This is a genomic window from Rhizobium sp. 01L410 (assembly GCF_056400165.1).
Genome location: NZ_JBFTST010000009.1, coordinates 53431 through 69483 on the forward strand (window position 1 = coordinate 53431; position 16053 = coordinate 69483).

Below are 16053 nucleotides of genomic sequence, written 5' to 3' on the forward strand. Positions count from 1 at the left end.
TTGCAACCCGCAATCGCTAGTCTGAATAACACCAGCAGTTTGCTATCCGTGGGCAACCTCGTAGTCGTGATTTGCTTAGGAGCTTCCGGCGCACTACATTTCCTTGCACGGAGAACTCTGAAAGGCCTTTCGCCATGACCATTGATCAATTTCTGAATATGTTGATCGTGCCGGTAGGTGGCCTTGTGCTCGGCTTGACCGTGTTCCTCGCGACCAGAGGCGATCGCAAGCACAACGAGAAGCCTCATCCCGGCGAATAGCCCACATCCGTATGGCAAGCAGCGCCTTCAACGTATTGACATATCACTTCGAAAGGAGAAGGAAGGTTAAACGTCCTTTTTCCTTGTGAATGAATTGATATGATCGAAACAACCGCCGAATTGGCGGCCGCCTGCAAAGAGCTGGCCAAGTCCGACTTCATCACGATCGACACCGAGTTTCTGCGTGAAACGACCTTCTGGCCGGAGCTCTGCCTGATCCAGATGGCGAGCCCGACGACCGAAGTCATTGTCGATCCGTTGGCCAAGGGCATCGATCTGGCGCCGTTCTTCGAGCTGATGGCCAATACGGCGGTTCTGAAGGTGTTCCATGCCGCGCGGCAGGACATCGAAATCATTTTCAACCGCGGCGGGCTGATCCCGCATCCGATCTTCGACACGCAGGTCGCCGCTATGGTCTGCGGCTTCGGCGACAGCGTTTCCTACGACCAGCTCGTCAGCCGCACCAAGGGTGTGCAGATCGACAAGTCGTCGCGCTTCACCGACTGGAGCCGCCGCCCGCTTTCCGAAAAGCAGCTCGATTACGCGCTGGCCGACGTCACGCATCTGCGCGACGCCTATCTCTATCTGAAGGACGAACTGGAGCGCGAAGGCCGCTCCTCGTGGCTTTCGGAAGAGATGGATGTGCTCGAGGCGCGTGAAACCTACGACATGCATCCTGACGATGCCTGGCAACGCCTGAAGATGCGCCTGCGCAAGCCGCAGGAACTGGCGATCCTGAAATATGTCGCCGCCTGGCGCGAGCGCGAGGCCCGCGCCCGCAATGTGCCGCGCTCGCGCGTATTGAAGGACGATGCCATTTACGAAATCGCCCAGCAGCAGCCCAAGGATACCGAGGCGCTCGGCCGCCTGCGAACCATCCCGAAGGGCTGGGAGCGCTCCTCGTCCGGCGCCGCTGTCCTCGAAGCCGTCAACGAGGCGCTGGCGCTGCCGAAGGCCGACATGCCGCATGTGCCGCGCCACACCCAGGCGCCGGAAGGCGCTGCGGCCGCCGTCGAGCTGCTCAAGGTCCTCTTGAAGCTGATCTCCGAAAAGCATGGCGTTGCGCCGAAGGTCATCGCCAATAGCGAGGATCTCGACAAGATCGCTGCCGAAGGCGAGAAGGCTGAGGTCTCTGCTCTGCATGGCTGGCGCCGCGAACTGTTCGGCGAGCCTGCGCTGCAGCTCATCAAGGGCGAGATCGCGCTGCGTTTTGCCGGCCGGAAGGTGGATACGGTCACTCTCTGAGGCTTCTTGCCTTTGAAATGCCTTGACCGGCCGCCTACATGGCCGGACACTATACGGCAAATCAAGGCGATAGCGCTGATGCGAGAAATATCACCGGTACAGAACTGGCTCCTGCTTTCGATTGTCATGGCCGGCAGCGGCGTTCTCTACGACGTGCTGTTCTATGGCGACAGCAGGCCGTTCATCGGGGCAACCTTCGCGCTGTTTATCGGCATGCCGATCCTCGCCTTCGAGCGCAAGGCGATCCTGCGTGGCCTCTCACGCCGGATCCAGCGGCTGCCGACGCTGACCTATTTCCTCGCGCAGCTGTTCATCTATGAAATCCTGATGAGCCTCGGCTTTGCCGTTGCCGGGCTTTTCCTGCGCGGCATCGGCGCCATCCCGTCGACATCCTGGGTCGAGGCGATCGTCCTGCCGTTCAACGTCTTCATGTATGCGCTCGTCGTCTGCGCCGCGGTCATCTTCGTCGTACGCGTCCGCGAACTGCTCGGCCGCGACGTCTTCCTTGCGATGCTGACCGGCCGCTACCGCAACCCTGTCAGCGAAGAGCGCATCTTCCTGTTCATCGACCTGGTGGATTCGACGCCCTTTGCCGAAAAGCATGGCGACCTGCGCGCCCAGCAGATGCTGAACTCGCTGTTTGCCGCCTTTGCAGAACCCGTCCGGCGCAACCGGGGCACGATCGACGATTATGTCGGCGATGCGGCGATCATCACCTGGCCGCTTGCCCGCGGCATGAAGAACGGCCGCTGCGTGCGTTGCGTCTTCGATATCCTGAACGCTATCGAAGACGAAGCGGAGGGCTGGCTGAAGCGCTACGGGCAGGTTCCGCGGTTGCGCGCCGCCCTGCATGGCGGCTTCGTCATCACCGCCGAGATCGGCGTCGATCATCACAAGATCACCTATTTCGGCGATACGGTGAACACCACGTCGCGGCTGGAATCGCTCTGCAAGGCGCTGAACCGGCCGATCCTCATCTCCAGCGAACTCGCCGGCCGGATGACGCTGCCGGATTTCGTCAATGCCGAGGATCTCGGCGTGCATGCCCTCAAGGGCCGCGGCCAAGGGCTCGGCGTCATGGCGCTGGCGCAAGCCATCCCGCTTTCGGCGCAGTCACCAAAGCTTCACTCAACAGTCAACTCGGCGACATAGATCGGCTGCTAATCGGGACCGCCACTTCATTTTTTGGGGGTCTCCATGAAAAAAGCTCTTTTCGCTTCCGTTTCCCTACTGCTTCTGATTGCCACGTCCGCTTCGGCCGACCAGCAGGAATTTGCTGCCACGCTCGCAGGCCAGGCAATCCTGCCTGCCAACACGATGACACCCGCTCCTGCCGATGCACCTGAATTCCTGAAGCATTCCGGCAAGTTCACGACTGTTGACCGCAAGCGAACCGAAGCGCTCGGCACCGTTCCGGGCAAAGATGGCGCCCGCGTCACCGACCTCAAGCTGCCGTTCGACGGCCAGCCGATCCAGGGCTTCTCCGGTATCAAGACGATGGCCGACGGCACCTTCTGGACGCTGTCCGACAACGGCTTCGGCTCCAAGTTCACCTCGTCAGACTCGATGCTTTTCCTGCATCAGATGAAGTTCGACTGGGCCTCCAACAAGGCCGAAGTCGTCAAGAACCTCTTCCTCTCCGACCCGAACAATATCGCCCCCTTCCCGATCGTCATGGAAGGCTCGGACACCCGTTATCTGACCGGCGCCGACTTCGACATCGAATCCGTGCAGCCGGTTGCCGACGGTTTCTGGGTCGGCGACGAGTTCGGTCCCTATCTGCTGAAGTTCGATGCCAAGGGCGCACTGGCGGAGGTCATCCCGACTGTTGTCGATGGCAAGCCAGTGATCTCGCCTGACAACGCGCTGATCCAGCTGCCGGGCACGCCCGTCGGCAAGAACCCGGTCTTCAACCTGAAGCGCTCCGGCGGCTTCGAGGGACTTGCGATGTCGAAGGATGGAGCCAAGCTCTACGGCCTTCTCGAAGGCGCGCTCTTCCAGGACGACGGCAAGATGGAGACGGTCGATGGCCATACCGCGATCCGCATCATCGAATTCGACGTCGCCTCAAAGAAGTGGACCGGCCGCAGCTGGTTCTACCCGTTCGAAGACAAGGGCGCGTCGATCGGCGACTTCAACATGCTGGACGAGACGACCGCTCTCGTCATCGAGCGCGACAACGGCGCGGGCACCAAGGACAAGGCCTGCGCCGATCCGAAGCAGCCGAAGCCGGATTGCTTCGAGGCTCCTGCAGAGCTGAAGCGTGTCTACAAGATCGAGTTCAACGATGCCAATGTTGGCAAGGCGGTCCGCAAGATCGGCTATATCGATCTCTTGAACATCAAGGACCCCGACAACAAGAAGAAGGCCGGCAGCAAGGACGGCGTCTACGACATGCCGTTCGTGACGATCGAAAACGTCGATCGCGTCGACGCCACGCATATCATCATCGGCAACGACAACAACCTGCCCTTCTCGGCCGGCCGCGCCGTCGACAAGGCTGACAACAACGAATTCAGCCTGCTCGAAGTGGGCGAGTTCCTGAACGCGAAGTAATTCGGGTCTCGAGATACGATGAGGGCGCCTGGTGAGAGCCGGGCGCCCTTATTTTATGGATTATGCGCCCTTGGCGGCTCCGATGCCGTCGAGCTTCGTCACAGCCTCGGCGGGCAGAACGATATCGGTGACCGCAAGGTTTTCGCGGAGATGGCCGCGCGACGATGTGCCGGGGATCAGCAGGATGTTCGGCGATCGCTGCAGCAACCATGCGAGCGCCACCTGCAACGGCGTTGCGCCGAGTTCGCTGGCGACCTCCGAAAGCGTCGATGACTGCAGCGGCGAGAAGCCGCCGAGCGGGAAGAACGGCACATAGGCCGTGCCCTCCGCGGCCAGCTGCGCGATCAGCGCATCGTCTTCACGATGGGCGAGATTATACTGGTTCTGAACGCAGACGATCTCGGTGATCTTTCGGCCGTCGGCAATCTGCCTGGCGGTCACGTTGGAAAGCCCGACATGCTTGACGAGGCCTTGGCGCTGGAGATCGGCCAGAACGGTCAGCGGCTCCTCCAGCGAGCCTTCCGCCGGACCGTGAACGTCGAACATCGCACGAAGGTTGACCACCTCGATGACCTCGCGGCCGAGGTTCTTCAGGTTGTCATGGATCGCCTGCGTCAGCGCTTCTTTCGAGAAGGCCGGATTCCACGAGGCATCGGCGCCGCGCGTCGCGCCGATCTTGGTGACGATGACGAGATCGTCCCGATACGGATGCAAGGCTTCCTTGATGATCTGGTTGGTGACGTGGGGGCCATAGAAATCGCTGGTATCGATGTGATCGACGCCGCTTTCGATTGCCTCGCGCAACACGGCAACCGCCTCGGCGCGGTCCTTCGGCGGGCCGAAAACGCCCTTGCCTGCGAGCTGCATGGCGCCGTAGCCGAGCCGCTTCACCTTGCGGTGGCCAAGAGCGTATGTGCCGGACTTTTCAAGATTGGACATGGTCTATCTCCGTTTGAATAACACGAGAGATAGGGCAAGCGGACCGAAGCGATAACCGCAGACAATCCGAACGGGCTGTCCGGATTTCCGGACAATGAATTACGCTTTCAGCGCAGCGACCTGCGGGCCGATAACCGCGGCGAAGAGTTCAGGCTTGTCCAAGGTCCGGGCGGAGAGCATGGCCCCGTGAACCGAAGCCATGAATATCTGTGCATGGGCTTCCGGCGAAGCGCTGAGGCGAAATGCATTCTGCCTAACCCCGGCTTCCAGAACCGTCTCCAGCCATTTGGCAAGATATTCGAAATGGCCGCGAACCAGTGCTGCGACATCAGGAGGAAGCATCTGGATCTCGCTTGCCAGCATGGCGCACATGCAGAATGGCAGCGAGGCATCAGCGATGCATTTCTGCCAATGGCCGACATAGGCATCCAGCTGTGCCGCAGGCTGCGGTATCTGCTCGAGCACTCCTCCGAGGCCGGACTTCACCTGCCCTGTATAGCGGCCGACAAGGGCGGAAACGAGTTCGGCCTTTGTCGGGAAGTGGTGATGGATGCTCGCCTTCCGAATACCGATCGCATCCGAAATATCCGCATAGCTGAAGCCATTATAGCCGCCGGCGATAATGCGGGATTGCGCGATATCGAGGATTTTTTCTGAGGTCGATTGCTCCATGAGCATCACCTACCTTTTGGTAGGCAAAAATGTCAAGCCGCCCACCCGTATCGAGAAAAACATCAAAACCATTGACTCCACAAGTTTGCCTACCTATTAGTTGGTAGGCATAAAAATAAGGAGCCTGACATGCAAGTTCAATCCTCATCGCAGACCACCTGGCTGCGGTCTTACTATTTCGCCCGCGCAATATTCTCGATTGCCTGGGTGGCCGCAGCCGTTGCCCTTGGTGCGTATCCTGCCATCGCGGCTATCCTGCTCGTCATCTATCCGGCCTGGGATGCCGCTGCCAATCTGGTCGATGCCAGAGCCAATGGCGGCCTCAAGGTAAACCCGTCCCAAAGCCTCAACGTCGTTGCCAGCACCGTCATGACAATCGTGGTCATTCTCGCGGTGATGAAGGACAATCATGCAGTTCTCGCAGCCTTCGGCATCTGGGCGATCCTGTCGGGGCTGCTGCAGCTCTATACCGGCGTACGCCGCTGGCGCTCGTACGGCGCGCAATGGGCGATGGTGCTGAGTGGTGCGCAATCGACGCTGGCCGGCGGCTTCATGATCAGCCAGTCTCTCGGCGCTCAGATGCCTGGCATCCTCGACATCGCGCCTTACGCAAGTTTCGGCGCATTCTACTTCCTCGTGTCAGCAATCTGGCTGACGGTCGCCGCCAATCGCGGGGCTGGCGCCAAGGCTTGAAATCCCTGCTGGAAAGAACAGTCTCGGCCGGTCTCCCGATACCGGCCGAAGACCCGCCCGCGAAGCGGACGGCAATCCACCTATGACAACGTGTCTCGCTCCTATATTGAACGGCAGTGACCGTGATCAGGGAGCATGTGATTGAGCCAGCGAATTTCCGATTTCGATTCCGGGCTGCTGATGACGCTCGATGCGCTTCTCAAGGAGCCGAATGTCACCCATGCGGCGGTCCGGCTGAATATCAGCCAATCGGCGCTCTCGGCACGATTGACTCGCTTGCGGCACCTGCTGAACGATCCGCTGTTCATTCCGTCTATTTCCGGCCGCGGCATGACCCCGACGCCGCACGCGATCGCCCTTCAGCCGGAGCTGGCGCGGCTGCTGGAGCGCTTCGAGGACTTCGTCAACACCGCCCACCTCTTCGATCCCCTGACGAGCAAGCGCGTCTTCCGGATCGCCGCAACCGACAATCCGGCGGCAATCCTGGCGCCCGATCTCATTCCGCTGATCAAAGCGCACGCGCCTGAGGTGAAGATCGCCTTTACCCTGCCCGACAAGTCGAGGATTGCCCGGCTGCTGGAACAGGGCGAGATCGACCTGTTCGTCGGGGCCGCAGAGGATGGCTCCAACGAGCTGATATCAAGCACATTGTTCGAAGAGAAGTTCATGACCGCCCAGCGGCGCGGTCATCCGCGCGGCGCGGGAGAGCTTGGTCTCGACGAGTTCTGCCGCCTCGATCACCTGCTGATCTCGACGACCGGCGGCCATTTTACCGGAATGATCGATAACGCGCTGGCGGAAATCGGCCGGGAGCGCCATGTTTCGGTATCGGTTCAGAGCTATGCAATGGCGCCTCTCGTGCTCGCCAGCACCGATTGCATCTGCACATTGCCGCTGCGGTTCCTCCAGCGCTTCACGCAATCGCTCGACCTGTTCGAGCCGCCGGTCGCGCTGTCCCCCTTCAGCATGAATGTTTTCTGGCACCCGAAGATGCGCACCGACCCCGCCCATATGTGGCTGCGCAAGATGGTGATGAGCGTCTCGCGGAAAGGCGGCACGTGAATGTCCGAAAGGCATCTATCCCGGCGCTAGGTGCGATCCACCGGATCGATTGGTAAGACGTCCCGGGCATCGGCATCTTCAGCCTGAACCTTCCATCGTCGAAGGTTGCGATCAGCGCTTATGAGGATTTCTGATGCTTGATTTCTATTTCCATGCGACACCGAACTCGATGAAGGTCGCGGTTCTGCTGCAAGAACTGAACCTTGCCTTCACCGTCCGCCCGGTCGATATCTTCAAGGGCGAGCAGCACGCGCCGGCATTTCTGAAGATCAATCCCAACGCCAAGGTTCCCGCTCTCGTCGATGACGGGGGCACGGTCGTCGATTCGCATGCCATCCTGCTGTATCTCGCGGAAAAGCACGGCCGCTTCATTCCAGTCGGCATCGGCGGCAAGGCAACGATGCTGTCATGGCTGCAGCTGGTGGCGACCGGCCTCTCGCCCTTCTCGGGACAGGCGATCCACTTCCTGCACTACGCGCCGGAAGATCTGCCCTATGCGAAGAACCGCTACGTCAAGGAACTGGAGCGGCACTACCGCGTCTTCGACGCCAGACTTTCGCAATCGCCCTGGCTCGCCGGCGACGAATACACGATCGCCGACATGGCCCTCTGGGGCTGGGCGGCTTCGGCCGGTTACGTGTTTGGCGAGAGAGGGCTTGAAGACTACCCGCACGTCGCGCGGTTCATGCAGCACATGGCGGAGCGGCCAGCCGTGCAGCGGGCGCTGGCGATGAAAGAGGACCATAGCTTCAAGCATACGCTGGATGAGGAAACCCGCCGCGCCCTCTTCCCGCAGAACGCGGCGTAACCGTCCAGGCGCCTACTCGAAAACGAAAGCCAGCCGCTTGTTGGTCAGCTTCGACAGCTGCTGCAGGCGGCCTTCGAGGCGTTCGCCGGTGAAGTCGTGATAATCGTGCGGGACGACCAGCTCGATATCGACATCCGGCTGTGAAGACTTGCGGAAATGCAGGTTCTTCACGACGCCGGGCATCGATGCCGAGAACAGATAGACGACCCTGAGCAGGCCGCCGAGCAGCTTGGCACGCTCGACGAATTGCGGGCCGGCGATCTTCGCCAGCGGCGCGGTCGAGCCATCGTCATGCAAGCCTTCGAAGCGGTAGTAGTTGGTGAGCGCGATGAAGGCTCTGCCCGGATGGCTGATACCGACAAAGGAGGAATGGGCGATCAGGTTCAGCGCCTGAAGGCCACGGTAATCGGGATGGGCGCGCCAGCTTATATCGGCGAGCAGACAGGCGGCCTGGCGGTAGCGCCCCTCTTCCTCCGTCTCCGAAATCCCGAAGGACGGGATCATCCGGCCGGTCCATTCGGCAAGCTCGCGGGCATGTTCCGGCGAGCGGGCGCGCAGGATCGCAAGTTCGCCTGCGGCCGCCAGCAGCGGATCGGCACGGCGTTCGCCTTCGGACAGCAGCGAATAGAGATAGCCTTCGCGCACGCCCTGCGCCGAGAAGGAAATGATCGAGGGCTTCATGGCGCTCAACACTTCCTTCATCGCCACGGCGCCGAAGGGCAAAAGCGCGCGGCGGTGTTTGGACACGGCCTGGAAAGCCGGATCCTTGCTGTCCCTTGCCACTTCCACCTGATCGAGAAACTGCATCATGCCTTCGAGTGTCACCTCGTATCCCTGCATCATGTGCAGCGGATATTGGCTGAGCTCCATATGCAGCTTGGCGATGTTTCGCCATGTGCCGCCGACGGCATAAAAGGTCCGGCCTGCCCCCTTTTCGAGGATCTTCCCGGCGCTGCGGACATGCTTGCGCGCGAAGGCGCGCGCCTTGTCGAGCGAGCCGCCGGCATATTCCGACAGACGAAGGCCACCGAGCGGCAGGGTAATACCCTTGCCGATCTCGCGCTCCCTGATATCGATGAGCTCGAGCGAGCCGCCGCCGAGGTCGCCGGCGATACCATCGGGATGGAAGAAGCCGCTGATGATGCCGAGCGCGGAGAAGCGGGCCTCTTCCTCGCCGGAGAGAACGCGCACCTTGCGCTTCAGAATGGTTTCGGCCTTGTGGATGAAATCGGGACCGTTGGACGCCTCGCGGGCCGCAGCCGTCGCCAGCACGTACATCGTCGCCGCACGCGCCTGATCGGAGAGAGCCTTGAAGCGATGAAGGGCGGCAAGCGCCCGTTCGACGCTCTGCTCATCCATCTTGCCGGTCAGCGCGATGCCTTTGCCGAGGCCGCACAGCACCTTTTCATTGAAAAGGATCGCCGGCGAGCGGGACATGCCTTCGTAGATCACCACGCGGATCGAGTTCGATCCGATATCGACGACGGAGACCGGGGCTATGCCTGGCAGGCGCCCCTGGGCTTCTGATTCAACCATGCAGGTCCAGTTATCTCTTGGTCCGGCCGGAAAGCAGACCGGCGATCAGCTTGGGCGCACTGGATTTCAACGCTTCACCGCGGCCGGAAAGGCTGGGGTTTGTCATGAAATACTGCTGCGCGTTGAACGGCTCCTCGCCCTTGCGCACCTCCATGCGCCTGGACGTTCCGTCGGGCAATATCTCGTAGCTTTGCTGATTGTCAATGATATTGCCCAGCATGATCTGGGACAGAACCTGTTCATGCACAGTCGGATTGGTGAGTGGCACCAGCGTTTCGACGCGTCGGTCGAGATTGCGCGGCATCATGTCGGCCGAGCCGATATAGACCAGCGCCTTGTCCGACGGCAGGCCGTAACCGTTGCCGAAGCAGAAGATGCGGCTGTGCTCCAGGAAGCGTCCGACGATCGATTTGACACGGATATTTTCCGACAGACCCGGCACCTGCGGCCGCAGGCAGCAGATGCCGCGCACGACAAGATCGATCTCGACGCCGGCATGGCTTGCCGTATAGAGCGCGTCGATGATCTCGGGGTCGACAAGCGCATTCATCTTCATCCAGATCGCCGCCGGGGCGCCGTTTCTGGCGTGCATGATCTCTTCGTCGATGTGACGCAGGATGCGCGAGCGTAGCGTATAGGGCGAGACCGCGAGCTTCATGCTCTCTTCCGGCTCACCATAGCCGGTGATGAAATTGAAGATGTTCGCCATGTCATGGGCGATGACGGGATTGCAGGTGAAGAACGACAGGTCGGTGTAGATCTTCGCGGTGATCGGGTGATAGTTGCCGGTGCCGAGATGGCAGTAGCTGCGCAGCTTGCCCTCCTCACGGCGTACGACCAGCGACATCTTCGAATGGGTCTTCAATTCGATGAAGCCGAAGACGACCTGCACGCCGGCGCGTTCGAGGTCGCGGGCCCAACGGATGTTGGCTTCCTCGTCGAAACGCGCCTTGAGCTCGACCAGCGCTGTCACCGACTTGCCGGATTCGGCGGCATCGATCAGTGCGCGCACGATCGGGCTGTCGTTGGAGGTGCGATAGAGCGTCTGCTTTATCGCCAGGACGTCAGGATCGCGCGCAGCCTGGAGCAGGAACTGGACGACCACGTCGAAAGACTCGTAAGGATGGTGGACCACCATGTCCTTTTCGCGGATGGCGGCGAAGCAATCACCGGCATGTTCGCGGACGCGCTCGGGAAATCGGGCGTTGTAAGGTTGAAAACGGAGATCGTCGCGCGGCGCCTTGGTGATCTCCGACAGCGTGTTCAGCGCCAGGAGACCTGGAAGAACGGCGACGCGATTGTCGGGAACTGCCATCGCCTGGACGACGAATTGGCGGAGCGAAGGCGGCATTTCGGAATCGGTCTCGATACGGATCGCCTTGCCGCGGCGGCGGCGCTTCAGCGCCGTCTCAAAGAAGCGCACAAGGTCTTCAGCTTCTTCCTCGACTTCGATATCGCTGTCTCTGATGATGCGGAAGGTACCAGAACCCTGCACCTCATATCCCGGGTAGAGCCGGTGGATAAAGATGTTCGCGACGTCTTCGAGCGTGATGTAGCGGATGGTGTTGCCGTCATCGGGCAGGCGGACGAAGCGGTCGAGCGCCGGCGGCAGGCGCAGCAGCGCCGTCATCGGCTCGCGGCCATGCTTGCTGGTCAGCTGCAAGCCGATCGAGAAGCCGAGGTTCGGAATGAACGGGAACGGATGCGCCGGGTCGATCGACAGCGGCGTCAGCACCGGGAAGATCGCCTGTTCGAATTCGGTCGCCAGCCACTGGCGATCAACGTCGCTCAGCGCGCCCGGGCGGACGATCAGGATGTCTTCGCGGGCCAGATATTGCTGAAGCACCGCGAGCGAGGCCTGCTGCTCCATCTGCAGATTGTCGATTTCCTGCAGGATGGCGTCCAGCTGCTCGGCCGGCGTCTTGCCGTCGGGCGTGCGGACCGCGATGTTCTGGCGGACCTGCGCCTCCAGGCCTGCAACCCGGACCATGAAAAATTCGTCGAGGTTGGCGGCCGAGATCGAAAGGAAGCGGACGCGCTCCAGCAGCGGATGCTCGGTATTCAGCGTTTCTTCAAGGACGCGGCGATTGAACTGCAGCCAGGAGAATTCACGGTTGATGAAGCGCTCCGGGCTTGAGAGCAACTCTTCCAGCGGGGGGACGGCGGACGGCGCTTCCGGCTTCGGTTCCTGATGCTCGGCAACTGCACTGTCCATATGTCGGTCCGTCCCGTTTATTCGTCCCTGCGAATTATATCAGTTTCACGACGGAACTGTGACAGTCAATCGAGCGGGCCTGAATTTCCCAATTCATTCAATACTTCAGCCGCCATCGCCCGGGTGATCTTAGTCCCCCGCGACCAGGCCAGCCGGTCGAGCCGCTCGACGATCGTCTGGGCGGCATTCAGCGAGCGTTCCATCCTGTTGACGATATAGAGCACGAGTTTGTCATCTATATTAAGCTGGCGGTCGGCAAACAGCTTGACGATGACCTGCGACAGCAGCTCTTCATCGGGTTCGCCGATCTCGACGACGGTCGCCGCCTTCAGCCGCGAGCGCAGATCGGCAAGCTCCACCGGCCAGGACATCGGCCAGAGGCGGCTCGTCATCATCAGGCTGTGGCCGTTTTCGCGCACGCTGTTGATGACATGGAAGAGCTCGGTATCGTCGAAGCCTTCGCGATCGACGTCCTCGAACAGCACCGGACCATTGGCGGCCGCGATCGCCGCCTGCGCCCCGGCCTTCGGATGAATGCTGGTGGCGTTGCTATGCTCTTTCCAGATGGTCGCCAGATGCGATTTCCCGGAGCCGACCGGACCGGCGAGGATGACGACCGGCGACGGCCATTGCGGCCAGGCATCGACGATGGTGACGGCGGCGCTCAGCCGGTCGGAGATCAGGAGATCGTCACGCCCGCTTGCGGTATCATGAGAAAAGACCAGCGGAAGCTGCTCTCCCGCCTTGCGCTTTACGTCGTTCATTTCGTGTCGGCTTTGGACTTGCGGATAACAGATGGCTTCGACTGACCCGCATAAAGATCGCTCTCAAGGTAGCGCGACAGCGCGAAGCGGACAAGAACGCCGACGGCGGCAGCGGCCGGTACGGCAATCAGCAGGCCGACGAAGCCGAACAGCGCACCGAAGGCAAAGAGCGCGAACATCAGCCAGACCGGATGCAGGCCGACGCTGTGGCCGACGAGCTTCGGCTGCAGGATATTGCCTTCGAGGAACTGGCCGCTGAAGAAGACCGCCAGCACGGCGCCGACCCAGATATAGTCCGGCCAGAATTGTACGATGGCGACGCCGACGGCAATCAGCAGGCCGAGCATCGAGCCGACGTAAGGGATGAAGCTGATCATCCCGGCGAAGAGGCCGATCAGCAAGCCGAAATTCAGGCCGACCAGCGACAGACCGACGGCATAATAGATGCCGAGGATCAGGCAGAGCGAGCCCTGCCCGCGAATGAACCCGGCAATCGCCTGATCGATCTCGCGGGCGATCTGATGGACGTTGGCGACGTAATCGCGCGGGATATAGCGGTCGATCTGCGCCACCATGCGGTCCCAGTCGAGCAGCATGTAGAAGGCGACGACGGGCGTGACGATCAGCAGCGAGATTAGGTTGACGACGGCGAGACCGGAGCTCCAGATCTGCGCGAAAAGGCCGGTCATGAAGCCGACGCCCTGCGACAGGATCTCGGAGAAATTGTTTTTGATGGTGCCGAGCTGGCTCTTGATCCAATCAGGTAGCAATGAATTCTGCGAGGTGGTGATGAACTGCTGCAGCTGATCGATATAGCCCGGGAATTTGCCGGCGAAGTCGGTGAACTGGCTGGCCAGGATCGGGATCAGCGTCATCAGCGCCACGACGATGACCAGAACGAAGGACACGAGAATGACGACCGTCGCCATCATGCGGCTGAGGCCGATCTTCTGCAGCCTGTCGGCGACCGGATCCAGGAAATAGGCGATCGCCATGCCCGCCAGGAACGGCAGCAGGATGGAGCTGAAAACCAGCAGGAAGAGGATGAAGAAAACGAGCACGCCGAGCCAGAAGAAGACCTGGCGCTTCAGACTCGTACCGCTGACCTGATTTGGCATCGATTACCCCGTTCATCCCGCATCGCGGCGCGATCTTGGCAGCGACCGCCTTTGAAGCACATAGGATGCGGCCCGGAAGATGGTCAACCCTGCTGCCGAAAAACCGCGCCGCGCCTATGAAAAGAGCGGGAAATTGGGGCTTTTCTCCATGCACCGCCTTGCATAAAGCGCACTCTCATGCAATTGCGACCCGCATGTGACACAGGGTTAAATCCCGCCTGAACCAGCCATCGGAGATCAGCATGAGCCAGTCTGGAAAAAACGGCCTGACCTATAGCGATGCGGGCGTCGATATCGATGCCGGCAACCTGATGGTGGAGAAGATCAAGCCCGCCGTGCGCTCGACGCGCCGCCCGGGCGCCGACGGCGAGATCGGCGGCTTCGGCGGTCTCTTCGATCTCAAGGCCGCAGGCTTCAAGGATCCGGTTCTCGTTGCCGCCAATGACGGCGTCGGCACCAAGCTGAAGATCGCCATCGACGCCGACTATCACGACACCGTCGGCATCGACCTCGTCGCCATGTGCGTCAACGACCTCGTCGTCCAGGGCGCCGAGCCGCTGTTCTTCCTCGACTATTTCGCCACCGGCAAGCTCGACCCGAACCAGGGTGCGGCGATCGTCGAAGGCATTGCCGCCGGCTGCCGCGACGCAGGCTGTGCGCTGATCGGCGGCGAAACCGCCGAAATGCCGGGCATGTATTCCTCCGGCGACTATGACCTTGCAGGCTTTGCCGTCGGTGCTGCCGAGCGCGGCGAACTGCTTCCGGCGGGCGACATTGCCGAAGGCGATATCATTCTCGGCCTCGCCTCCTCGGGCGTCCATTCCAACGGCTTCTCGCTGGTGCGCAAGATCGTCGAACTCTCCGGCCTCGGCTGGGATGCACCGGCACCCTTTGCCGAAGGCAAGAAGCTCGGCGAAGCGCTGCTGACCCCGACCCGCATCTATGTGAAGCCGCTCCTGAAGGCGATCCGCGAGACCAAGGCGATCAAGGCGCTCGCCCACATCACCGGCGGCGGCTTCCCCGAGAATATTCCGCGCGTGCTGCCGAAGCATCTGGCCGCCGAGATCGACCTGTCTGCCGTGAAAGTTCCGGCCGTCTTCTCATGGCTCGCCAAGACCGGCGGCGTCGAAGCCAAGGAAATGCTGCGCACCTTCAACTGCGGCATCGGCATGATCGCCGTTGTCTCGCCTGAAAACGTCGAAGCCGTCACCAAGGCCCTCGAAGCCGAAGGCGAAAAGATCGTCGTTCTCGGCCGGATGATTGCCCGCGCCGACGGTGCCACCGGCACGCAATACAAGGGTACGCTCGGCCTATGAGCACACCGCGCAAACGCGCTGTTGTCTTCATTTCCGGCAGCGGCTCCAACATGATGGCGCTGGTCGCGGCCGCCAAGGCTGCGGACTTTCCGGCCGAGATCGTCGGCGTCATCTCAGACAAGGCGGATGCGGGCGGTCTCGCCAAGGCCGCCGCCGAGGGCATCCCCACCTTCGCTTTCGTGCGCAAGGACTATGCCAGCAAGGAAGCCCACGAGGCGGCGATCTTCGAAGCCCTCGACACGCTGTCCCCTGATATCCTCTGCCTCGCCGGTTACATGCGCCTTTTGAGCGCCACCTTCATCCAGCGTTACGAGGGCCGGATGATCAACATCCACCCTTCGCTGCTGCCGCTCTTCCCGGGCCTCCACACCCACCAGCGCGCCATCGACGCCGGCATGCGGATTGCAGGATGTACCGTGCATTTCGTCACTGAAGGCATGGACGAAGGCCCGGTGATCGGTCAGGCAGCCGTACCGGTACTTTCGGGCGATACGGCAGATGCTCTGGCCGGCCGCGTGCTGACCGTCGAACACCAGCTCTATCCGCAGGCGCTCCGCCTGTTTGCCGAGGGCAAGGTGCGGATGGAAGGCGGCAAGGCTGTCGGCAACGGTAGTACGGCTTCGGCGGGGACAGATCGGGTGATTTCGCTGATTTGATGGATTGGCGGAGGCTTAGTCTCACACGGCAGCTACTTTTGCGCCAATGCTCCCGCCTCTTCCCTCATTCCTGTGCTTGTCACAGGAATCTAGCCACCGCGCGTCCGCGCGGTGAATGACTCACTACCCTTCAAAATAGTCTCCCGCGCCCCAGGACTGGGGCGCACTGGATTCCTGTGACAAGCACAGGAATGAGGGTGCGAGTGGAGTGAG

General features: G+C 61.2%; 15 protein-coding genes. 9 read left to right on the top strand and 6 right to left on the bottom strand.

What is annotated here, in order from left to right; all coding sequences use genetic code 11:
• Positions 1 to 134: 134 nt before the first annotated feature.
• From AC1DV9_RS19840 to AC1DV9_RS19855, 4 genes are all read left to right on the top strand, one after another.
• On the top strand, positions 135 to 260 hold the full coding sequence (locus AC1DV9_RS19840) for a hypothetical protein (protein WP_310298238.1): 126 nt from the start codon (positions 135 to 137) through the stop codon (positions 258 to 260).
• A gap of 99 nt (positions 261 to 359) precedes the next feature.
• Positions 360 to 1505, top strand: coding sequence for a ribonuclease D (rnd, locus tag AC1DV9_RS19845; RefSeq protein WP_477949774.1), 1146 nt, complete (start codon positions 360 to 362; stop codon positions 1503 to 1505).
• Positions 1506 to 1583: 78 nt separating this feature from the next.
• Complete coding sequence (locus AC1DV9_RS19850) at positions 1584 to 2657, top strand: adenylate/guanylate cyclase domain-containing protein (RefSeq protein ID WP_112537491.1); 1074 nt, start codon at positions 1584 to 1586, stop codon at positions 2655 to 2657.
• 45 nt (positions 2658 to 2702) lie between these two features.
• Complete coding sequence (locus AC1DV9_RS19855; RefSeq protein WP_477949775.1) at positions 2703 to 4061, top strand: esterase-like activity of phytase family protein; 1359 nt, start codon at positions 2703 to 2705, stop codon at positions 4059 to 4061.
• Positions 4062 to 4121: 60 nt separating this feature from the next.
• Here the strand turns inward: AC1DV9_RS19855 and AC1DV9_RS19860 are convergent, their stop codons facing one another.
• Positions 4122 to 5000 carry an aldo/keto reductase family oxidoreductase gene (locus tag AC1DV9_RS19860; RefSeq protein ID WP_477949776.1) on the bottom strand — a complete coding sequence of 293 codons (879 nt, stop codon included), beginning with the start codon at positions 4998 to 5000 and terminating at the stop codon, positions 4122 to 4124.
• A 99-nt stretch (positions 5001 to 5099) separates the two neighbouring features.
• The gene (locus AC1DV9_RS19865; RefSeq protein ID WP_477949777.1) at positions 5100 to 5678 is read right to left on the bottom strand and encodes a TetR/AcrR family transcriptional regulator; all 579 of its coding nucleotides are present in this window, start codon (positions 5676 to 5678) and stop codon (positions 5100 to 5102) included.
• 123 nt (positions 5679 to 5801) lie between these two features.
• On the opposite strand from AC1DV9_RS19865, the gene AC1DV9_RS19870 reads away from it, so the two are divergent.
• From AC1DV9_RS19870 to AC1DV9_RS19880, 3 genes are all read left to right on the top strand, one after another.
• Complete coding sequence (locus AC1DV9_RS19870; RefSeq protein WP_477949778.1) at positions 5802 to 6365, top strand: DUF308 domain-containing protein; 564 nt, start codon at positions 5802 to 5804, stop codon at positions 6363 to 6365.
• A gap of 141 nt (positions 6366 to 6506) precedes the next feature.
• Positions 6507 to 7427 carry a LysR family transcriptional regulator gene (locus tag AC1DV9_RS19875; protein ID WP_477949779.1) on the top strand — a complete coding sequence of 307 codons (921 nt, stop codon included), beginning with the start codon at positions 6507 to 6509 and terminating at the stop codon, positions 7425 to 7427.
• A gap of 133 nt (positions 7428 to 7560) precedes the next feature.
• On the top strand, positions 7561 to 8235 hold the full coding sequence (locus AC1DV9_RS19880; RefSeq protein ID WP_477949780.1) for a glutathione S-transferase family protein: 675 nt from the start codon (positions 7561 to 7563) through the stop codon (positions 8233 to 8235).
• 12 nt (positions 8236 to 8247) lie between these two features.
• Here AC1DV9_RS19880 and ppx read toward each other — a convergent pair whose 3' ends face one another.
• The 4 genes from ppx to AC1DV9_RS19900 form a co-directional block, all read right to left on the bottom strand.
• Entirely contained in the window at positions 8248 to 9771 is a 1524-nt protein-coding gene (ppx, locus tag AC1DV9_RS19885; RefSeq protein WP_477949781.1) for an exopolyphosphatase, read from the bottom strand.
• Positions 9772 to 9781: 10 nt separating this feature from the next.
• Positions 9782 to 11986: an RNA degradosome polyphosphate kinase gene (locus AC1DV9_RS19890; protein WP_112537497.1), complete on the bottom strand. Its 2205-nt coding sequence runs from the start codon at positions 11984 to 11986 to the stop codon at positions 9782 to 9784.
• 65 nt (positions 11987 to 12051) lie between these two features.
• Positions 12052 to 12750, bottom strand: coding sequence for a DnaA regulatory inactivator HdaA (gene hdaA, locus AC1DV9_RS19895; RefSeq protein WP_477949782.1), 699 nt, complete (start codon positions 12748 to 12750; stop codon positions 12052 to 12054).
• The gene (locus AC1DV9_RS19900) at positions 12747 to 13868 is read right to left on the bottom strand and encodes an AI-2E family transporter (protein ID WP_477941957.1); all 1122 of its coding nucleotides are present in this window, start codon (positions 13866 to 13868) and stop codon (positions 12747 to 12749) included. The genes hdaA and AC1DV9_RS19900 overlap by 4 nt, the downstream gene beginning before the upstream one ends.
• 242 nt (positions 13869 to 14110) lie before the next feature.
• On the opposite strand from AC1DV9_RS19900, the gene purM reads away from it, so the two are divergent.
• A complete protein-coding gene (purM, locus tag AC1DV9_RS19905; RefSeq protein ID WP_477949783.1) occupies positions 14111 to 15184 on the top strand; it encodes a phosphoribosylformylglycinamidine cyclo-ligase in 1074 nt (357 codons plus the stop codon).
• Positions 15181 to 15840, top strand: coding sequence for a phosphoribosylglycinamide formyltransferase (purN, locus tag AC1DV9_RS19910; protein WP_477949784.1), 660 nt, complete (start codon positions 15181 to 15183; stop codon positions 15838 to 15840). Before purM ends, purN begins: the two co-directional genes overlap by 4 nt.
• Positions 15841 to 16053: the final 213 nt, after the last annotated feature.